The sequence below is a fragment of the Neobacillus bataviensis genome, assembly GCF_019969725.1.
Genome location: NZ_JAHXYW010000004.1, coordinates 19126 through 39793, shown reverse-complemented (window position 1 = coordinate 39793; position 20668 = coordinate 19126). Strand labels below are relative to the sequence as shown.

General features: G+C 36.7%; 16 protein-coding genes. 2 read left to right on the top strand and 14 right to left on the bottom strand.

Annotated features, from left to right (window positions below; translation table 11 throughout):
* Nucleotides 1-29 precede the first annotated feature (29 nt).
* The 6 genes from mbcS to refZ form a co-directional block, all read right to left on the bottom strand.
* Nucleotides 30-1616, bottom strand: coding sequence for an acyl-CoA synthetase MbcS (gene mbcS, locus LC455_RS11410; protein WP_223590985.1), 1587 nt, complete (start codon nt 1614-1616; stop codon nt 30-32).
* Nucleotides 1617-1773: 157 nt separating this feature from the next.
* Nucleotides 1774-1977 carry an alpha/beta-type small acid-soluble spore protein gene (locus LC455_RS11405; RefSeq protein ID WP_223590984.1) on the bottom strand — a complete coding sequence of 68 codons (204 nt, stop codon included), beginning with the start codon at nt 1975-1977 and terminating at the stop codon, nt 1774-1776.
* A gap of 99 nt (nt 1978-2076) precedes the next feature.
* The gene (gene thiI / locus LC455_RS11400) at nt 2077-3282 is read right to left on the bottom strand and encodes a tRNA uracil 4-sulfurtransferase ThiI (RefSeq protein WP_223590983.1); all 1206 of its coding nucleotides are present in this window, start codon (nt 3280-3282) and stop codon (nt 2077-2079) included.
* The gene (locus LC455_RS11395; RefSeq protein WP_223590982.1) at nt 3283-4425 is read right to left on the bottom strand and encodes a cysteine desulfurase family protein; all 1143 of its coding nucleotides are present in this window, start codon (nt 4423-4425) and stop codon (nt 3283-3285) included. It lies immediately after the preceding gene.
* Between the two features lie 89 nt (nt 4426-4514).
* A complete protein-coding gene (ezrA, locus tag LC455_RS11390; protein ID WP_223590981.1) occupies nt 4515-6203 on the bottom strand; it encodes a septation ring formation regulator EzrA in 1689 nt (562 codons plus the stop codon).
* A 167-nt stretch (nt 6204-6370) separates the two neighbouring features.
* Nucleotides 6371-7003 carry a forespore capture DNA-binding protein RefZ gene (gene refZ, locus LC455_RS11385; protein ID WP_223590979.1) on the bottom strand — a complete coding sequence of 211 codons (633 nt, stop codon included), beginning with the start codon at nt 7001-7003 and terminating at the stop codon, nt 6371-6373.
* 157 nt (nt 7004-7160) lie between these two features.
* Here refZ and LC455_RS11380 point away from each other — a divergent pair, with 157 nt between their 5' ends.
* Nucleotides 7161-7643 (top strand): GAF domain-containing protein, encoded by a 483-nt coding sequence (locus LC455_RS11380; protein ID WP_223590977.1) that lies wholly within the window; start codon nt 7161-7163, stop codon nt 7641-7643.
* 28 nt (nt 7644-7671) lie between these two features.
* On the opposite strand, the gene LC455_RS11375 is transcribed toward LC455_RS11380, so the two are convergent.
* Nucleotides 7672-9096 (bottom strand): sensor domain-containing diguanylate cyclase, encoded by a 1425-nt coding sequence (locus tag LC455_RS11375; RefSeq protein WP_223590975.1) that lies wholly within the window; start codon nt 9094-9096, stop codon nt 7672-7674.
* 392 nt (nt 9097-9488) lie between these two features.
* On the opposite strand from LC455_RS11375, the gene rpsD reads away from it, so the two are divergent.
* Nucleotides 9489-10091 carry a 30S ribosomal protein S4 gene (gene rpsD / locus LC455_RS11370; RefSeq protein ID WP_223590973.1) on the top strand — a complete coding sequence of 201 codons (603 nt, stop codon included), beginning with the start codon at nt 9489-9491 and terminating at the stop codon, nt 10089-10091.
* 198 nt (nt 10092-10289) lie between these two features.
* Here the strand turns inward: rpsD and LC455_RS11365 are convergent, their stop codons facing one another.
* From LC455_RS11365 to LC455_RS11335, 7 genes are all read right to left on the bottom strand, one after another.
* Nucleotides 10290-11618, bottom strand: a complete 1329-nt coding sequence (locus LC455_RS11365; RefSeq protein WP_223590972.1) for a 6-phospho-beta-glucosidase — start codon at nt 11616-11618, stop codon at nt 10290-10292.
* Nucleotides 11618-11929 carry a PTS lactose/cellobiose transporter subunit IIA gene (locus LC455_RS11360; RefSeq protein ID WP_223590971.1) on the bottom strand — a complete coding sequence of 104 codons (312 nt, stop codon included), beginning with the start codon at nt 11927-11929 and terminating at the stop codon, nt 11618-11620. The genes LC455_RS11365 and LC455_RS11360 overlap by 1 nt, the downstream gene beginning before the upstream one ends.
* Before the next feature lie 224 nt (nt 11930-12153).
* Nucleotides 12154-12462 carry a PTS sugar transporter subunit IIB gene (locus tag LC455_RS11355; protein WP_223590970.1) on the bottom strand — a complete coding sequence of 103 codons (309 nt, stop codon included), beginning with the start codon at nt 12460-12462 and terminating at the stop codon, nt 12154-12156.
* Nucleotides 12463-12477: 15 nt separating this feature from the next.
* Nucleotides 12478-13014, bottom strand: coding sequence for an RDD family protein (locus LC455_RS11350; RefSeq protein ID WP_223590969.1), 537 nt, complete (start codon nt 13012-13014; stop codon nt 12478-12480).
* A 66-nt stretch (nt 13015-13080) separates the two neighbouring features.
* Nucleotides 13081-14421, bottom strand: coding sequence for a PTS cellobiose transporter subunit IIC (celB, locus tag LC455_RS11345; protein ID WP_223590968.1), 1341 nt, complete (start codon nt 14419-14421; stop codon nt 13081-13083).
* 198 nt (nt 14422-14619) lie between these two features.
* Nucleotides 14620-18282, bottom strand: coding sequence for a hypothetical protein (locus LC455_RS11340; RefSeq protein ID WP_223590967.1), 3663 nt, complete (start codon nt 18280-18282; stop codon nt 14620-14622).
* 180 nt (nt 18283-18462) lie between these two features.
* A complete protein-coding gene (locus tag LC455_RS11335; RefSeq protein WP_223590966.1) occupies nt 18463-20394 on the bottom strand; it encodes a BglG family transcription antiterminator in 1932 nt (643 codons plus the stop codon).
* Nucleotides 20395-20668 lie beyond the last annotated feature (274 nt).

Below are 20668 nucleotides of genomic sequence, written 5' to 3'. Positions count from 1 at the left end.
CGTCCCAGCCAGCCTTTAGATTGTGAAAATTAATTTTTCTTTACTGCTTCCATTTCTTTTTGGCGCAGTTCAATCCGGCGAATTTTACCAGAAGTTGTTTTCGGAAGTTCTGTCAAATACTCAATTTTTCTTGGATACTTATATGGAGCTGTGAGTGTTTTTACATGCTCTTGAAGATTTTTGGTTAATTCAGGCTCATTCAGTTCAACATTTTCTTGTAAGACTACAAATGCCTTAACAATAAATCCGCGGATTTCATCAGGGCTTGCAACAACCGCACATTCTTTTACAGCTGGATGTTTAACAAGGGCATCCTCAACTTCAAAAGGCCCAATTGTGTATCCGGAGCTGATAATGATATCATCCCCGCGGCCTTCGAACCAGAAATAACCTTCCTCGTCCATTTTCGCTTTATCACCCGTGACATAATAATCGCCGCGGAACTGCATGGCTGTTCTTTCCGGATCCTTATAATAATTTTTAAATAACGCCGGTGTTTCCACGTGTACAGCGATATCGCCAACTTCCCCAACAGCGCAGACCTGGCCTTCATCATTGATAATTTCAACTCTGTTCCCTGGAGTCGGCTTGCCCATTGAACCCGGTTTTAATTCCATCCCTTTGGTCACACCAACTAGTAATGTATTCTCTGTTTGACCATAGCCATCGCGAACGTCCACATTGAAATATTTTCTAAATGTATCAATGACCTCACGATTTAACGGCTCTCCAGCTGAAACAGCACTATGAAGATTGGACAGCTGGTATTCAGCTAAATTATCTACCTTTGCCATTAAGCGGTATTCTGTAGGTGTACAGCATAGAACATTCACATCATATTTTTGCAGAAGAGTTAAATACTTTTTCGGCTCAAATTTCCCATTATAGACTAATCCTGTTCCCCCTGATCCAAGAACGGAAAGGAAAGGACTCCAAATCCATTTTTGCCAGCCTGGCCCCGCTGTTGCCCATACTGTATCACCTTCTTCGATGCAAAGCCATTTGGCTGCAGCAGTCTTTAAATGAGCAAATGCCCATCCGTGTGTATGGACTACCCCTTTTGGATTTCCTGTTGTTCCTGATGTATAGGATAAAAAGGCCATATCATCCCGAAGTGTGTCAGCTAGTGGGAACTCTTCTGAAGCCGCTTTCATATTCTCATCTAAATGAATCCAGCCATTCTCTTTTGCCCCAATTGTAAACTTAACGAGTGGCTGTGTTGATTTTATATTTTCAAATTGGTCCACATAAGGATAATAGCTGATAACTGATTTCACATCACCATGTGAAACTCTGTACTGCAAGTCCTTTTCCCTTAGCATTTCCGAGCTTGGAATGACTACCATCCCCGATTTTAAGGCGGCTAAGTAAACAACATATGCTTCAATTAGGCGTGGAATAATTACGAGAACGACATCGCCTTTTTCCAAACCATTTTGAGCAAAAACATTTGCAGCTTGGTTAACTTGTTTTAATAATTGCTCATATGTAACCTGCTTTGTTTCACCAGATTCATTTTCCCATTTTAATGCCACTTTGTTTGGGTCTTTAGCAAATCGTTCAACTTCAGATACAAGATTATACTTTTCTGGTGCAATTAAATCCTCGCGTTTCATTCTTCTCCCCCTCAATATTAGATAATAAAATTCCCTCAAATTTATTATACAAAATTATTCTAAAATTTTAAATTATTATTCATTTGTTAATATTATTTAAAATAAAAAGAGAGCGAGGCAAATGCCTCACTCTCTGTAGCCATCTTATTAAATTTGATTAACGAGCAAATCCGCCGCCTAATTGCTGTTCAGCCATTTGAACTAGACGCTTTGTGATTTCACCACCAACAGAACCGTTGGCACGTGAAGTAGTGTCTGCACCAAGTTGTACTCCAAATTCAGAAGCAATTTCATATTTCATTTGGTCAAGAGCTTGTTCAACACCAGGTACTAATAGTTGATTAGAGTTGTTATTAGCCATGTGATAATCACCTCCTTGTGAGTATAGAATGTGTAGAATTCACAAGGTTCATTCTAAATATCAATTGGTAATTATTCACAAAAAATTCACAAATACATTTTAAAATAACTCATTGAATTCCGAGCGATGTTCGCTGTCAGGTTTGATAATAAGTGTTTCAACCTCTTGAACAGCCTCTTGAATTAAAGGTTCAAAATCAAAATAACTTTCATACTGGTTAACTTTTTCTCGTTTCGGTTTTGTCTTTGGAGATGACGGCACAAAAATAGTACAGCAATCTTCAAAAGGACGAATCGAAATATCGAGGGTATCAATTTCCTCAGCGATTTTAATAATATCCGTTTTGTCCATCGAAATCAAGGGACGTAAAATTGGGGTGTTCGTCACTTCGTTAATCGCATACATACTCTCAAGCGTTTGGCTTGCTACCTGCCCAAGACTCTCACCGGTAATAATCGAAAGGCCCTCTTGTTTTTTTCTAATTTCATCTGTAATCCGTAACATCATTCTCCGCGTTGATGTCATCGAATAATTTTCCGGTACCTGCTCACGGATGGCTTGCTGAATATCTGTAAAGTGTACGATATGGAGTGTTAACGAGCCAAAAATTCCTGCAAGTTTTTTGGAAAGATCAATCACTTTTTCCTTCGATCGTTCACTAGTAAAAGGCGGACTGAAAAAATGAACGGCTTCAATTTCTACTCCCCGCTTCATCGATAAATATCCGGCCACAGGGCTATCAATTCCACCTGAAAGCATGAGCATAGCCTTCCCACTCGAACCAATTGGAAGCCCGCCAGCACCTTGAATAGTTTCAGAAGAAAGGTAGATGGCATCCGGTCTAACCTCAACGCGTAAATTAATGTCCGGATTCCTTACGTCCACTTTCATTCCTGGAATATTTTTTAACAGATGCGCCCCAATCGTTTGATTGATTCCGTCTGTATTCAACTCAAAGGTTTTGTCAGATCTTTTAGCGGTAATTTTAAAGGTTTGTCCCTCTTTAAATTGAGAGTTAACTAATTCATATGAGGCCTGTTTCAAAGCCTCCACATCTTTTTCAACTTTTATTGCCGGACTATAGGACTGAATCCCAAATATATTCTTTAATTTCCCGATAATTTCCATTCCGTTTTCACCATTTAGTAATACATACATCCGGTCACGGCTTGCTTCAATTTTTACTTTTGGAAATGGGGCTAAGGCGATTCGAACGCTCTTTTTCAATTTATCAATAAATTTATTGCGATTTCTTCCTTTGGTGGATATCTCTCCATAACGTATTAGAACACGATCATAATTCATCTATTTCATAACCTTTCGTAGTTGGTTTACTGTTTTTTCAATTTCTGAGAGGACTTTTAAGGCTTCAGCTTCTGTATTATCAAAAGATAAGCTTATTCTTATAGCACTCTCTGCAAGGCTTTCTGGGACTCCCATCGCGAGCAATGTATTGCTGGGTGATTTCTTCTTTGATGAACAAGCACTTGTCGTAGACACAAAAATCCCATTTTGCTCAAGAGCATGGATAAAAACTTCTGATTTTAACCCTTTCAAAGAAAAATTTAAAATATGTGGTGCAGCATGTTGAACGGGTGTGTGAATCTGAATATCTTCGATTTTGGTTAAGCTTTTTCGCAGCAAATGTTGAATTTTCCCCAGTCCTGCAATTCCTTCATCACTTTTCATCATTGTCATCCTGAGCGCCTTTGCCATTGCAACAAATCCTGCCACATTTTCGGTACCGCTACGCATCCTCCGCTCTTGATTTCCGCCTGAAAATAATGGGGTCAGTCTTGCTCCCTCCCGTATAAATAGGACACCAGTGCCTTTTAAGCCATGAAATTTATGGCCTGATAGTGAACAAAGATCTACATTATTTTTATATAAAGAAAGTGGTACTTTTCCAACACTTTGTACTGCATCCACATGAAAAAGGATGGATGGATATTTTTTTAGAATACTACCTATTTCTTCAATAGGCTGGATGGTTCCAACCTCATTATTTACCTGCATGATCGAGATTAAGATCGTTTCTTTTCGAATGGCCTTTTCTAAATCTTCTACTGAGATCCGTCCGTACTCATCTACTGGCAAGCGGGTAATCTCAAATCCCTCCTGCTCAAGCTGCTCCATTGCTGCTCGGACTGATGCATGCTCTACACTCGAAGTAATCAAATGCCTGCCTTTTTGTCGATTTAATAAAGCAGCACCTTTAATGGCGATGTTGTTGCTTTCGGTCCCGCCAGAGGTAAAATAAATCTCATTTGCCTTTACCTTTAAAAGACCGGCAACCTGTTCTCTAGCCTGTGATAAAAGCTTTTCCGCCTGCCCGCCCATACTGTGCAAAGAAGAGGGGTTGCCAAAATATTCGCTGGATACTGTTACAAAAGAATCTAAAACCTCTTTATATGGTTTTGTCGTTGCACTATTATCAAAATAAATCATCGTTTTTATCCTCCGTCAAAAATAAATCTTATCATAAACATATCTTTTGAAAAAGAAAAGAAAAAAACCGATTCAGCAGAATCGGTTTTTTATTCCATGACAGCCGAAGCTTTTATTTTCTTTAATGCTTCCGGGTCAATACCTTCCAAAGAAGCCGCTACTTGCTCTAAAGCCTCTTGATAATCATAGAGTCTAAAGGCGAGTTCTGCATCCGATAAGCCTTTTGCAACAGAAGGATACTGGCGTCGGTATCGGTTTCCGTATTGAATGGCTTTTTCCGCAAGCGTTGCATTCTCAATCAATTCAATAGTCGAAGAAACAAGTTTATCAACAGTTAATACAGCAATTTCTAAATATTGATTAAGGGCAGAAATGTTAAGCGGCTTTTCCTCCAGCTGGTATCTGACATTTTGAATACTATCGTTAGTATCTTCATATAGGTACTTGTAGTCATCAGGTAAGCCTGGAACATTGCTCTTTGCAACAAGGCGGACAGTCTCTCCAACCTTTTTCGTTAGTTCCTTTAGTTTATCTCTTGCCTCAATTTCATCTTTTCTCAGTGCTTGCAGCTTATAAGCAAATGCATGCTGTCCGTCGAGGATGATTTCTAATTGTTCTTTTAGTTCACTTAATTCCTCACTTAGAACAGATTGAGCTGTTTCGTTTAGTTTTAATTTTTCCAATAAAATATCATAATGTTTAAATACTGCAGTAAGTTCTTTATCTAAATTCCGCTGTGTCTCAAAATCATTATCTGATAACTGATATCTTTCTTGAATATTAAATACTTCATTTGAAAGATTTCTATTTTCTTCCTCAGCTGAAATAAGAAGACCGCTGGTTACCTTTTCATTCTTCAGCACGAAATGCTTGGCATGAACTTCCTTTTCCAAAAGGTCAAAAAGAATATCGACTCTTTCCTTCACTTCTTTTATCCCTTCTTCAGCTTGCTCTATTTCTGTTTTCTCAATTTGCATTACAATCTCAGTGAGCTTTTCTTCCAAGCGAATCTTTTCTTTTTCCACATTTATATGCTCTAAATAATATCCTTGACCAATCATTTCCCGGTATCCATCGAAAACATCAGCAAGCTGATTTGGAAGCAATGACTGACACTCAATTAAGTACTGAGGAATTACATTCATATTGCTTTTGATTGAGTCAAGTGTGCTATGAATCAGTAAGACCACTTCTCGTGCTTCAAGGTAATTGCCGTTTTCCGTTTTTTCATCATATTCATGAAATTTTTGCGTCACTTCACTGAGCTGCACCTCTAAGCATTTTTCAGCATTCCCAAAGCTATGGCGGTGGGCTAAAAGCATTTTTTTCGATTCCCGATAAAGCTCTTTTAATTCCTCGATCTCTACTCTGTTTTTCTCCTCGCTCCCAACTAGTTCATGAAGCTCTTCCAAAATACTTTTAATTTGGTCTTCTGTCTCCTGAAGTTTTTCGGCAATCTTTTGTTGAACTTCCTTTGACTTCTTGAATCGGTACTTGTCTATGTACTCTTCTGCATCAAACAGCATTTCTTCTAAGTCCGGAAGCTTTACAGTTACGACATCATCCCATTGACTCCGCCAATGTTCAAAAAGCTCCTCGGTTTGTCCGGTCATATTAAGCTGTTTCACTTTCGACATTTCATCTAGTATCGGACGATTCATTAGATCAATTTTCCAAGCTTCCAATCGATCCATTTCTTTAAAATATTTTTTCTTTATTAAATATCCTACTACAAATAGGGCTAGTAATAGGAAGAATAAACCAATGAAATACTTCACATGAAAGCCTCCTAGCTCAACACACTGATTCTATTAAAAGAATTTTTTCGTCTATATAAAAAGATCACTTAATGTTTTATTCAATGCTATTATGATACCATGTAAACGACATTTTTTGACTATTAAATTCAATTTTTTTGTAAAATAAAAAAAAATAGCGATTGCCGCTATTTTAGCATTGCTCCTTTTTTAATTGGCACATCTGAGCATAATGTTTTTTCAATCCATTGATTGATATCTTTTAAATATTTCTGCTCAAAAAATTGCTCATTTGGAAAAACATATAATACTTCTCTCATATAATGATTGTTCATAAAGGGCATCATGATCAACCCCTTAAGTTGTATGATTAAATATGGAATGGAATGAGGGCGGAACTCTCCCCATTCAAACCCTCTTTCAAAGATTTTTTGAAAGTAATATTTTTCTTTTAATGAATAAGTCGACATAATTTCTCTGACAACCTGTGAATCAATTGACATTTCACGATATACAAAGCATGCCAGCTGCAGATTTTCGCATTGAAAGTGAATTAAATCGGCGACAATTCGCTTTAAACAGACTTCAGCGCCTCGTTCAATTGAGAGGTAAGCTTCTTCCATTTTGTTGATATATTGTTCAAAAAAATGCGTAAAACAATATTCTAACAATCCAGCTTTATTTTCAAAATGATATGCAATCGTTGCCGAATTTACTTTTGCTGAATGAGCAATATCCCTGATTGACGTCCCAGTGTACCCTTTTGAATTAAACAATAATACGGCGGCTTTAACGATCGCTTCTTTTGAATTTTTCTTCATCAGCTTTCCCCCCCAATTAAAACACCGAATATCCCCTTACATAATGATTCTTTATGTCACAATAGATTCCTTTATAAAAATATCGACAAAGTCTGCTCATTTTCTTCTTATTTTGATAAAATAAGTTATAGATTTTATAAGAAAAAGGGGAAATTTCATGTTTAACGTCGAAATGTATAGAGGAAGTCGCGAAGAAAATTATGATCTCGTGATAAAACAATTGCAGGCACTTCTGCACGATGAAAAAAATCAAATTGCAAATCTCAGCAACGCTTCTGCTTTATTAAACCAATTTCTTGACCGTATCAACTGGGTCGGTTTTTATCTCTTAGATACAAACGGCGAGCTTGTATTAGGCCCCTTCCAAGGTTTGCCGGCCTGTGTCCGCATTCCGCTTGGCAAAGGAGTTTGCGGGACTTCCGCTTTGAAAAGAGAAACCTTACGGATCGAGGATGTGCACCAATTTCCCGGCCATATCGCCTGCGATGCTGCATCCCAATCAGAGATTGTCATTCCACTTCTAAAAGGGGAACAGCTTATTGGGGTATTAGATATCGATTCACCTGAAAAAAATCGCTTTGATGAACTTGATCAACAAAAACTGGAAGAATTTGCTGCCATTTTGTTAGAGTATATTTAAAAAAAAGGCACGGGATTGAAATCCGTGCCTAACTAACCTTCATATTCTCATTTTGCGATACAACCTTATTCTTACCCGTTCCTTTCGCATGATAAAGTGCTTCATCGGCTCGTTTAAATAAATGATTATAGGTATCAAGCCGCTCCTTATGCCAATAGGAAACACCGCATGACACGGTAATGTGCGGATTGGTAGATTCCGCCACCTTTTCAACCAATCTTTTAGCAATACGTACACCGGCATCAAGAGCGACCTTCGGCAGATAAATGGCAAGTTCTTCACCACCCCAACGGGCTCCAATATCATTTCCGCGAATATTACTCATTATTACATTTGCTACTTGGATGAGAACTTCATCCCCAACCTGATGACCATGTAAATCATTGATTTCTTTAAAGTTATCAATGTCTATGAGAATAAAAGTTCCTTCCTCATCTTCCTTCATCGACCATTGAATTTGTTCATCCAAATATTTTCTGGAATGGAGCTTTGTAAGGTGGTCAGTGATGACCAATTTTTCTAATTCTTCTCGAAGCAAAGAATTCGTAAGTGCTAGCGAAGAATGATGGATTAATGATTGCAGCAGCTTAAAGGTCTCAAAAGAAAAGAAGTAGGGTTTTTGGTGCATAACAATAGTGAACCCCTTTAAATTCTCAGCTTGAATCATCGGTACTGCCATAACCGAATGAAAATTTGTGATGGTTTGAATTTTAGGGAGACTCATATCACCCATAAAGAGAGACTCTTTTTCCATTTGAATTTTTTCTTTAATATATTTCACATAGAACCTTGCTTGTTTTGTAAAAAAGTAGGGAGTTGAACCAGGGAGTACTTTCACTTTTTCGTGTTCTTCGGAGAGAATAAAAAAACCAACTTCTTGCGCATTAAAGGAAGACTTAATTTGCTCTGTTATATAACCAATCGTTTCTGCCAAGCGTAGATTAGAATTTAAGCGATGTGAGGTTTCGTTTATTAGTTTCAAATTGGAAATTCTGCGTCTTGATTGCTGATAAAGAAGGGCATTTTCTAATGACTGCCCAACACTTCCTGCTAATAATGTTATGAATTCCACCTCTGTTTTTAGAAATTCACATTCATATGGCACAAATACCTGTAAGACTCCATAAATCCCTTGAATCCCTTTAATTGGCTCGTAAATAATGGTATGGCTGTCTGATTGCTCATATTGTTTTTCAGCAGTTACATAAGCTTCTATTGCCGCCATATTTTCATTATCATATTCCAATTCCAAGATTGGAAGTTCATTATGGATATATGTATCCTGGGACATCAGCAGGTTATACGAGAAATCAGGATATACCTCTTGAAGGATTACGAATAATTCTCCCAAAAGTGTATCGATATCAAACGTGGAATGCAGTTTTTCGGAAATACGAAATAACTTCTTATATCTTTCTGATTGCAAGATTAACTCTCTTTCGAGAATATTCATTCCATCTCCACCTAATTTTCCATTCCGTTTTTAATTCCAAAAATATACATCGTAACCTAATTATAGATAATATTCGTGTATTTTTGGAATATTAATTTGAATAATTTATAAATTTTTTTTACCACATTTTTGTTCCTTTTGCTAACAGATAAAAAAATATACTTGACTTGGGATGAATAAAAACTATATAATACTCTTTGTGTAAAATATTGCAGCCTATGTGAACAACTTTATTTGATTCATTTTGTTCCTCATAAGGCAACTGCCTTACGAAGGTGCATCTTGTAACCCTTAGCTGCTAGGGCGAAGGTGCATGAAAACAAAATGGCTTTAATGATGTTTCATAACGGTTTTTATTTTACCAAAATAAAAACACAGAGGAGGAGTCATTCATGGCTCGTTATACCGGCCCAAGCTGGAAATTATCCCGTCGTCTTGGAATCTCTCTAAGCGGCACAGGTAAAGAATTAGAAAAGCGTCCTTACGCTCCTGGACAACATGGTCCAAACCAACGCAAAAAGCTTTCTGAATACGGATTGCAATTACAAGAGAAGCAAAAGCTTCGTCACATGTACGGAATCAATGAGCGTCAATTCCGCAACCTATTTGACAAAGCTGGCAAGCTTGCTGGTAAACACGGTGAAAACTTCATGGTTCTTTTAGAATCACGTCTTGACAACGTTGTATACCGTTTAGGTTTAGCTCGCACTCGTCGTGCAGCTCGCCAATTAGTTAACCACGGTCACATCCTAGTTAACGGTTCACGCGTTGATATCCCATCATACCGCGTTACAGCTGGTCAAACTATCAGCCTTCGTGAAAAATCACGTAATCTTGATGTAGTTAAAGAAGCAGTTGAAGTAAACAACTTCGTACCTGACTTCTTAACTTTTGATGCAGACAAGCTTGAAGGTACTTTCACTCGCTTACCTGAGCGTTCTGAACTTCCAGCTGAAATTAACGAAGCTCTTATCGTTGAGTTCTACTCTCGTTAATTGATTTGCTTATTAAACAGCTATCACAAAAACCCTAGAAGCGTTATATCAACGCTTCTAGGGTTTTTTATTATTGCTCTGCTTAGCAGAATTTTGAATTTATACCGTAGGAGCTTTCAGTAACGATACGAGAAAACAAAAAGAAAGGAAACGAAAAAGACTAACGAAATTATGCGTTAGTCATCAAATGGTTTAAAATCAATTTGGCTCGTTTTTAAAAAAACTTGGTAAGTAAGCTCTATGCGCCTCTAGCATTTCGTCTACAATAGCTACAGCTACTTTATCGTTCGCAACAAGCGGATTGATGGTCAATGCAACGATTGCCTTTTCACGACTTCCTTCTACCGCAGCCTCAACTGCCATCTGTTCAAAAGATTTAATCGTTTGGATCAATCCTCTAACTGGAACTGGCAATTCTCCCATCGTTAAAGGAACCGGTCCATCCTTTGTAATGACACAGCTAACTTCAACAGCACCATAATATGGAAGACCTGAAATTGCCCCTTTATTCATTGTATTCAATGGTTGAATATCTCGAGTATCATTGTAAATAGATGAGATCAAACGACAAGCAGCATCAGAATAATATGCTCCACCACGTTTTTCTAACTCAAGTGGTTTTACATCTAGCATTTCATCTTTATATTTTTCAAATAGTGACGCTTCAATCCGTTGTACGACTTCTGCTCGTGTTTTATTAGACTCGAATTCTTTCAATTCTCTTGCCAACATCTCAGATGTTTTATAGTAATAGTGATGGTATGAGCATGGAATGACATTGATACCTTTGAGGAATTCAGGTGCCCACTCCTCTGCGTCAATATTTTTTACAAAACTTGCATTGACAGGGTCCATTATCATTTCAAGAACTTTATCTTTTACACTAACTCCATCTAGATATACATCTAATCCAAAAACCATATGATTAAGACCAGCAAAATCAATTCGAACACGAGATTGATCCACGTTTAAAAGTTTTGCAATACCCATTTCCATTCCAATCGGTATATTACAAAGACCAATAAATTTCTTAATATTTGAGTATCTTAATGCTGCCTCTGTAACCATACCCGCAGGGTTTGTAAAGTTAATGACCCACGCATTTGGACAAAGCTCTTCTACTTCCTTACAAATATCCAAAATAACTGGAATCGTACGAAGCGCTTTAAACAAACCACCTGCACCATTGGTTTCTTGCCCCATCACTCCATGTTTTAATGGAATTCTTTCATCAAGTGCGCGTGCAGCCAATTGCCCAATACGAAGCTGTGTAGTAACGAAATCAGCATCTTTCAAGGCTTCACGACGATCATACGAAAGGTGAATCTCAATTGGAAGCTCAGCTTTTTTTACCATTCGTCTAGCTAACGCTCCAACAATTTCTAATTTTTCGCGACCTTCTTCGATATCAACAAGCCAAAGCTCAGTAACGGGTAATTTATCATAACGTTTTATTATACCTTCTACTAATTCCGGCGTATAACTAGAGCCCCCACCTATTGTCACAATTTTAAACTTCTTTGACATTATTTAAGGCCCCTTTCATACAAGTCAACGATCTCTTTTGCCAAGTCTTTTACGGTCATCGCATTCATCAAGTGATCTTGAGCATGAATCATTAAAAGTGAAATTTCTGTTGAATTTCCACTTATCTCTGATTGAATGAGAGCTGTTTGAATTTTATGCGCCTCATTTAAAGAATCACTTGCTTCACTTAATTTCTCTCGTGCTAAATCCATATTCTGTTCTTTTGCTGCATGAATGGCTTCCATTGCGGCACTTCGACCATTTCCACCATGTAAAATCAATGTAAAAATTTCTGTTTCATGTTTTACCATAAAACTGACCTCCTTTCTCTTTCATGAGAAATTTTGAAACTCGGAAACCATATGGCTATAAATTTTCTTTTATAAAAATCCCTCTGGGTATTCTTGTATTCTATAAAAATCTTATCTTCCAAACCTTAAACCTTTAATTCTTAAAATATCATGTTTTTTCATGTCTTTCATAATGCCCTTTGAACTCAAAGACATTTGCTTTCAAAAGGCATTAGAATGGTATTCTACTTATTTTCTATGAGTTTTATTGCTTGCTCGAGAATCGCTTCGCCATTACACATGCCATAATTCATCATATCAATGACTTCAACTGGAATATTTTTCTCACCACAGATGTTTTTCATTTCGTTCAAAAGAAAACGAACTTGTGGTCCTAACAATAACACATCCGTTTCGTCGATTTGTGAGCGAACAACTGATTCAGATACTGCCCAAATGCGTGCTGAAATCCCTTTTGACTCAGCCGCTTTTTCCATTTTAGTAACGATAAGACTTGTAGACATGCCGGCTGCACAACATAGTAAAATATTCATTATATTCTCCCCCTTTTATTCTAAGCTGTTAATGTCGTTCTTATTGACTACGACTAGTCGAGCTACTCGATCGTGTGCAGCTAATGAGTTTGGATTAGCAAATATGCTTATAACGGATATCAAGAATGGAATGCCTTGAAAAAGAAACATCGATAAAAATTTAAAGAAACTTCTAACAATCACTAATAATACATAAACAAGCTTTCCTTTTTTATTATTGATGTGTGTTAGCTTCAATCGAAAGATAAGCTTCCCGACTGTAGATCCTCTTAATAAGAAGGTTGTTAAGACATCATAACAAAACCAGATAAGCAGTGATTGGAGAAAGGCTTTATTAAAAAGAGCCATTACTTTAACAGTAGCATCTTGACTAGCTGCTTCACCCATCATTTTTTGAATTTCAATCATTTTTGTTAAAACTCCAGGAAAGTTTGCAAATCCTGTTATTCTATAAACTATTGAAAGTAGGATTGAGACAATCACCGCATCTATGACAAAAGCAGCCATTCTTTTTAATCGAAACTGAGTAAACATTTTCTTTTTGATGTCCATAGTAAGTATTCGCTAAAATTAGGACGGCCATTGGTCTATCATGTTCAACCACGAATATGATTGGTGTTAAACTTGAAGAGATTGACCCCCAGAAGGCACGTCTTTATTAGCTTTCTCCATTTCTAAGTTTTTCTTATCCCACATCTTAATGAATGGGTACCAAATGGCAAAGGCAACTGCAAAAGCAACTAATTGCATGACAACACCCATAATTTTACCACCCGTCATAAGATATCCACTGATGAAATATGGTGTTGTCCACGGAATGATTGTACCAGTCGTATGTGGGAAAATATCTAAAGACGTCCCAAAATAAGTAACGGTTAAAACGGCTACTGGTGCAAGCATGAAAGGAATTATTAAGAATGGGTTTAAAACAACCGGAACTCCAAACACAATTGGTTCGTTGACGTTAAAAATGGAAGGTCCGATTGCCAAACGTCCAACTTTCTTAAGAAGGTTTGATTTTGCTAAAAACATCATATAAATAGCAACCGGTAGAGTAGCACCTGATCCACCCATCCAGATCCCATTCTCATAGAATGTATAAGTAATGATATGTGGTAGTGTCTTCGCACCCTCTTTAACCGCTGCTAAGTTTGCATCTGCATTAGTAATCCAAATAGGTTCCATAACAGAAGTGATGATTGATGAACCATGGATTCCAAAACTCCATAATAGATGTTCCATTAAACTTGCGATAAGAGTACCAATGTAGGTTGACCCTAAAATCGTAAATGGTTGTGTTACAACCTCATTTATAAAAGTTGCAAAGTTTTCCCAATTAGTATGTGCAAATCCAAATCTAACAAGTAAGAAGAAAATAATAATAATGAAACCAGGAATAAGAGCTGTAAAAGAACGAGCAACTGTTGGTGGTACAGTATCTGGTAACGTGATAATAATCTTCTTTTGTAAGAAGTAACGATAAATTTCAGCGGTAATAATGGCAACAATTAATCCAACAAACAAATACTGTGCACTAAATAGATCAGGTGACCAAGCGGATACGCTTTCACCATCAACCGTGAAAGTGCTCATAATGTTAACAATTAAATATCCTGCTAATGCTAGAACACCTGCTGGAACACCATCAATATTCTTTCCATCGACTTTATAACTGCCTGCCAATGAGTATGCTACACCAAACACAGCAATTAAAGCGATGATGCCCATTGTACCGTTATAAACGATGTCTCCAAAAGCATTCCAATTGTCCCCAAAGGTTTTTGCCATGAAGTTTTGATACCATTCTGCTTCTAACCAGGCAACGATAATGAAAAACGAACCAATTATCATTAGCGGCATTGCAAACATAATACCGTCACGTAAGGCAAGCAAATGTCTTTGATTACCTATTTTCGAAGCGATCGGTAAAAATTTCTCTTCAAAGAAATTACTTTTCATTGAATTATCACTCCTATAAGTAAGGATCTTGGTAAAGATATTTCCCTTATACCAAGATCCTTTTAAAATAATTAATTTAAATAAGGAAAATTATTAATGAGCTTTTGTCTAAACTTTAGTTATATAGCCTCAGTATTCATTAACAATATTTACAATCTACTAAGCTCCAAAATCCAGTGCACTGCAGACCAAGTCAACTTAATTTGAAGTCTTACTTGATTTTGCCGCTTTATTCCTAGAAACAGTTCTTACAAAAGTCATCACGTGGCTATCAGTTTCAAATCTAGGCTCTCCATCAATTGTCATTGCCGAGTATACAACAGTTGCAGTGATGTTAGCTGGCTTATCTGTTTTATAGGTGAGTTCTCCAGTTTCACTATCAACAGTTACATCTTCTGGTGAAGATGATTCGTAACTAACTTTTACATATTTGTTTCCATCCGTATTTAGAGTTGAATCATCCATTGCATTTTTTAACCATGATGGATATGCAAAAGATCCTTTGTCAAGCTTAGCAGCAGCAATTGGTTCTGCTGATTTCTTAGGGTCAACCACATTTATTGTGTATGTTATTTTAGCAGGCGTTCTAAAGAACCCATCAATAACGTACGCCGTAACCGTACAAGTTCCTGGCCTTAAACCTGTTGCATAAGCACCATAGTACTCGCCATTTACACTTAAATCAGTTGGATTTACGTTTCCTTCATCACCGTAAGTTGCAATATTTCTAAGGTCAATAACTTGAGATACATTTGCATCAGCATTGATTTGTGTAGGTAATCCATTGATATATCCTGCTTGATCCCAAGCATTCGTTGACCAAGACACATTCTTAATATAGCCCTTTGTTTTAGCATCAAGCTTTACAGAGTCACCCACGTTAATCGTAAATGTATGTGTATCTGCATTATATTTAGCTTTAGGATTCATGGATGCTAAATTAGTTGGGTATTCAATGCTTTCTGTACCTTTATTTACTGGTGCAGTAACTGTTGATCCTAATTGACCTACGTAAGCAGCATCGTCAGGGTTTTGCGTGATCCAATAAGGCATAGAAATGACAGTAGAAGATTCCATTGTTAAGCTGTTACCAGAGTCAATCGTTCTTCGATCCATCGTTCCGAAAATGTTTGTATTGTACTTAGACATCATAACTTCGTCACGTGGAATTAATTGGTCAACCATTAAATTTGGTGCTACATGTGTTATGTCATTTCTGTTTGCTGACAATACATCAAAGTTCATGAAATTGTTAGGGATACGAGTCATGTACCATTCTGAACCTGCAAGGTCAACTTGAGAGTTTCCGATATCAATACCTTTAGCTTTCAATGCACCTAGAGAAGCTGCGTAGAAAGTTGTCATGAATGGGTTTTTCTCTCTCTTTTCGTTTGTCCACCATTGGTTCATGCCTTCTAAAATTTCATCACCATTAAAGCTTTCAGCGTGGTGAGACAATGTGTAGTATGCTAGTGCTTCTTCCTCTTCATCAGAATAGTTCATGTATGATTCGTGAGTTACACCGCTTACACCGATATCATCTCCGTTATGAGCTGCAATACCGAAGTATCTTGCAAGATATTGTAACGTCATATCAAGCATTGAAGATGAGTTGTAAGTTTTTGGATATCTTACTTCAAAATCATTGTGTTCATTAGCTGTTCCTGACGCTTTCACACCATTCATTACTTTGTATTCATTTGCAAAATCAAGTGGTTCAATTACATCAATGCCTTGAGCTTTAAGGAGTGCTTTTTCTTCATCTGTATACGCACCTAAATCTCTTGCAACTACAAGTGCTTGTAATTGTAATTGTGCATTTAACGGACCATCTTCATAGTCTGCGTCTCTCCCCCATGCATCCTTATTACCATCAAGGTATTCAGGGTTCATGTTTGCCCATCTAGTTGGAGCATTAGGAGCATTCAATCCATTACCAGGAATAGAACCACTAGCAAAACGAGCTTCAGTTGGGTTCTCACCATTAACAGTCAATTGGAAATAGTTGTTCAGAACTAGAGCATTTGTGTGGTTAATCATATCATTTTTGATTAACGCTGCTAGTTCTGGATCATCTTCTTTGAAAGCTTTATATGCTAGGTCAAGTGTAAAATAATGACCTACTAATTCATCAGTAGATGTTGTCGCTTTGTAAACAACTTTATCCGAGTCTAAAGCTTTTGTATTAGCATCAAAACCTTCGTTTTGGTCTGCAAATATTTTAGTTAAACGTGGAGGTACTGCGACTGTGTCATATGCTTTAAGATCAGTTTGAGTTCCACTTTTGAAAGATCCAGGTACGTTATACCAAACTGTCTTTCCATTAATATCTTGAGTCTGTCCAGCTTTCTTTCTAATCCATGCATTATCCCATGTTTTAGCTTCAGCAAGTGTAGCACCATTGTTACTTGTGTCTACTTTGTACGAACGAGCAAAGAAACCAGATGCAGCAGGTTTTCCAGTGTCATTCAACGTGTATTTGCCGTTTGCATCAACGAAGACTGGCTTTCCTTCGTTCTTATCTAGCCAATTTTTTGCTTCTTCAATAGTCTTGACGTTACCACCTAAAGAGTTAACAACATACACAAAGTCGTTTACATTGTATTTTGAGGTAACTTTTAATTGCGTACCAGATACATAACCAAGAGTTATAATTGCCTCAACTGCACGAATAGCAGATGCTTTTGCATCTTTTGTTCTTTCATCATTTGGACCAAAAGAATCCTTCATGTAGTTGTATCTCCAGATTTCACCAGATGCGTACATTGTAGTCCAAAGACCATCATTGTCCGTATCATAGTTTCCTCTAGCAGCATCTTTATCAGCAGTCATAAGCGCTTTAATCATGTCTGCTTGAGAAGAGAATCTCATATTACCAGATTGGAACCCAAATCTATCTGTATAGTTTCTAGAAATCTCTGTTTGAAGTAAAGATTTCCCCATTAGGGAAATTTGCTTTCTTACAATATGTGTTGCATTTCCTTTTTCACCTAGAACCCAAAGTCCATTATTACCATCAGGCATAATGTTGGTAATCACTTCTTTGGCGTTAAATGAAGCAGCGGCACCATTATTATTAGTACCAGAACCTGAAGATTCACCAGTTTGAGGAATATATCTTCCACCTTGTAAATACTGAATTTGATCAGCTGGAGAAAGGTTAGGATCGTAAAGTGTTACTGCATCAGAAACGATACCAGTAATTACGCCATGAGCTCTTTCATCGCCAAGAAGAATTTTATCGTTTGATTTGATTAAAGTATCTTTTGAAACCAACCACTTTATGCCATTTTCTCCATTAACATAACCAACATAGTTTTTAGAAGGGAATTTAGTTCCCGCTGGAGCAGTCGGAATATTGGTTGTTTGCCATTTTGTTGTTGCAAGAGCAGCCGGAATATTCGGATCTCCTGCATTGTAATAGTAAACTACCTTTTCAAGATTTGTAGTTGGCTGTGACTCTACTACAGTAACTGTAATATTCACAGTTTTCGGGTTACCATTTACATCTACTCCAGTACCAGTGATTTTTGCAGTACCACCAGATATCCCTAAAATCTTTCCACTGTAATCACCCTTTGAGTTGCCAATCATATCAACATATGCAACATATGGATCAGAAGTTGTCCATTTTACCGGCTTTGTTGTATCTAATCCATCAGGTTTTGCATGAGTAATTTGTGTAGTATTCATATTAACGCTTGTACCAGTTGAAACAGGAGCTACAGTAAAAGATTGAGTTGAAATAGAAGGAGCAGCGTTAACAACTATACTACTAAAATTACTTGCAGCCATTGAAGTTGCTAAAACTGCAGCCACAGCAGCCCGACGCCATTTATTTCTTTTTATTCTTCTTACCATTTAACATCCTCCTATGAATATATTCGAATCAATTTTCTAACTAAATCATAGATTGAACCATACATTCTAAACCCTTCATTCCCCCTTGAAAGAAAAGTTTTTATATCATTATTCCTTTAATCGAGCCTCGTTTTTAATAATCTTTTGTTCATTGCGATAAAGGAACAAATCATAACAAGTCTAGCAAAATAATATTTTAGAAATTTCGTACTGAAAATCATTAAAGTTATTTGACTTTAGAATTTTGTGTTTCGCTCCCGGATGATCCATTAAATGTAAAACTAATCGACTTAACTCCTTGTGTAAAAACAAGTCTCCAGCGCGTAGATTAATTAAAAAAAGAATTTGTACCACTTTCCCTTCAAAAGTAGGTGGATTCTTAAATATCACAACACTTATGGAATCCTGAATGGCAACCATTTTTAATGCATGCGGCACTGCAATCCCATTTTGAAGAATCGTCGATATTTTTTCTTCTCGTTCGACAACCAAATCAGGATAGTCGGGTGTTGTAAACCCCATCTCGACCACACATTTTGCTTTTTCTTTAATGAAAGCACTGTAGTCAAAGGACTCTCTACTTTCTTCTATATAAAACAATTCTGAATGAAACAGAGATAAGAGTGTTGGTGTATTTTCCTTAACTCTACTCGCTGGGTACCTAGTGAGCGTACGACGAATTCTCTGGATATCCGTTTCAGTTAATATTGGTGCTACTTGAATGTATGGAATAGAAATATTATCAAAACGTATCGGAATGGATGAAACTAATAAATCATATTCCTCTAGATGAACCGATTGGAGTTCACTATACAGAACGACGTCTATCTTTGCACCTTGGAAAAGTGATTCTAGTTTCATTTTAAGTAAATTCGCCGATCCTGCTCCTGAACCGTATAATAGGAGAATTTTTTGGTAGGAACTTAATTGTTTTTGCTTCTCCCTTTCCATATGGGCTGCAAAATGCATAGTAAGGTAACCCATTTCATCACTAGAAAGTTCGAATCCCCATATTTCCTTTATCATTTCAGAAAACTTTAATGCAATCATAAACACATCCGAATATCTACTGTAAACGGCATCAATCAGTGGATTCGTAAGCTTTAAATTGAAATATAACCTTCTTAACAAAGGGTACATATGCATCAAAAGCATATCCAAAAGCTGCTGATCGCCTGTAAGCTGTGTCAAGAAAGTTTGATCTAATTTCTCAAAACACTGCTTTAGATTTTGTTTTAAATCATTCTTTTCTTGTTCCTCAATATCATCCACACTAGATTTACCACTTAAATGTGCTGCAAGATAAATAATCTCACTCTCTGGTAGTACAACATGATATAGTTCGGAAAGAATTTCACAAATTCTCTTGGCTATATTCATAAACGATGGCTTGATTAGGGAAACATCTAACTTCTTTTCTTGATTAGGTAATATAAAATTGTGTTGAGTTACTCGAAACGAGAGTATTTTTATATGCACTAAAATGTTCTCAAGTGCAAAATAACTTAATTTCAAATGATTGTTTTGTACTTCTTCACTCAAAACCGTTCTAATTTCTTCAAATGGAAACGCTTTCTCGAAATTCAAATAATTAGATTTTTTTAACAAGCCTTTTTCTTTTTGACTTAAGAAGTAAGAAAACGCCCTTCTAAAATTTGTTTCTTCACCTAGTAAACGAACACCATAACGTGATTTAGTTTCTACTTTTAAATCAAAAATCCTTACTTGCTTTTCAACTAATATCATGTCGCTAAGAACTGTCGATCTACTGATCATAAGGCTTTCAGCAAACATATCAATGGTTTGAAACTCAGTCGTTTGAAGCAGGAGCATAATGATATTGATTACACGAACACGAGGTAAATCTGGGGCTAAAGCTCCCTCAATTTCTTTCATATACGATTGAAACATTTCTTGGTTTACTACCTGAAGTAAATATCCTTCACCACGTTTTTTCTGAATCACAAATCCAGATTTTTCACCAATAACGTTTAATTCTTTCAATTCATTTCGTAATGTCCGATTTGAAATGGCGAATTCTGATTCAACTTCATGTGATGTAAGTGATTTGCCTTTTTGATACAAATATTGCAATATTAGATCCCTTCGCATACATTACCTCATCACTCTAGTTACTTTACTAGGATATTTTTAAGTATACTTCCGGCCAACTACGTTTAACAGTTTGATTTTTTCCAACATATTTAGCAAAATGAAACAAAAATATAGTCTAAATAATAAAAAAATAACTTAAAGAATCTTATCATAGTTCTTCACGTTTAAAAATTTATGATTTTATGAATACATATTAAGTAACACTTAATATTCCCTTTAATCTTCCTTAATGTCCGTCCAGGGTACCATTAAGCAGCAACTAAAAAAACGT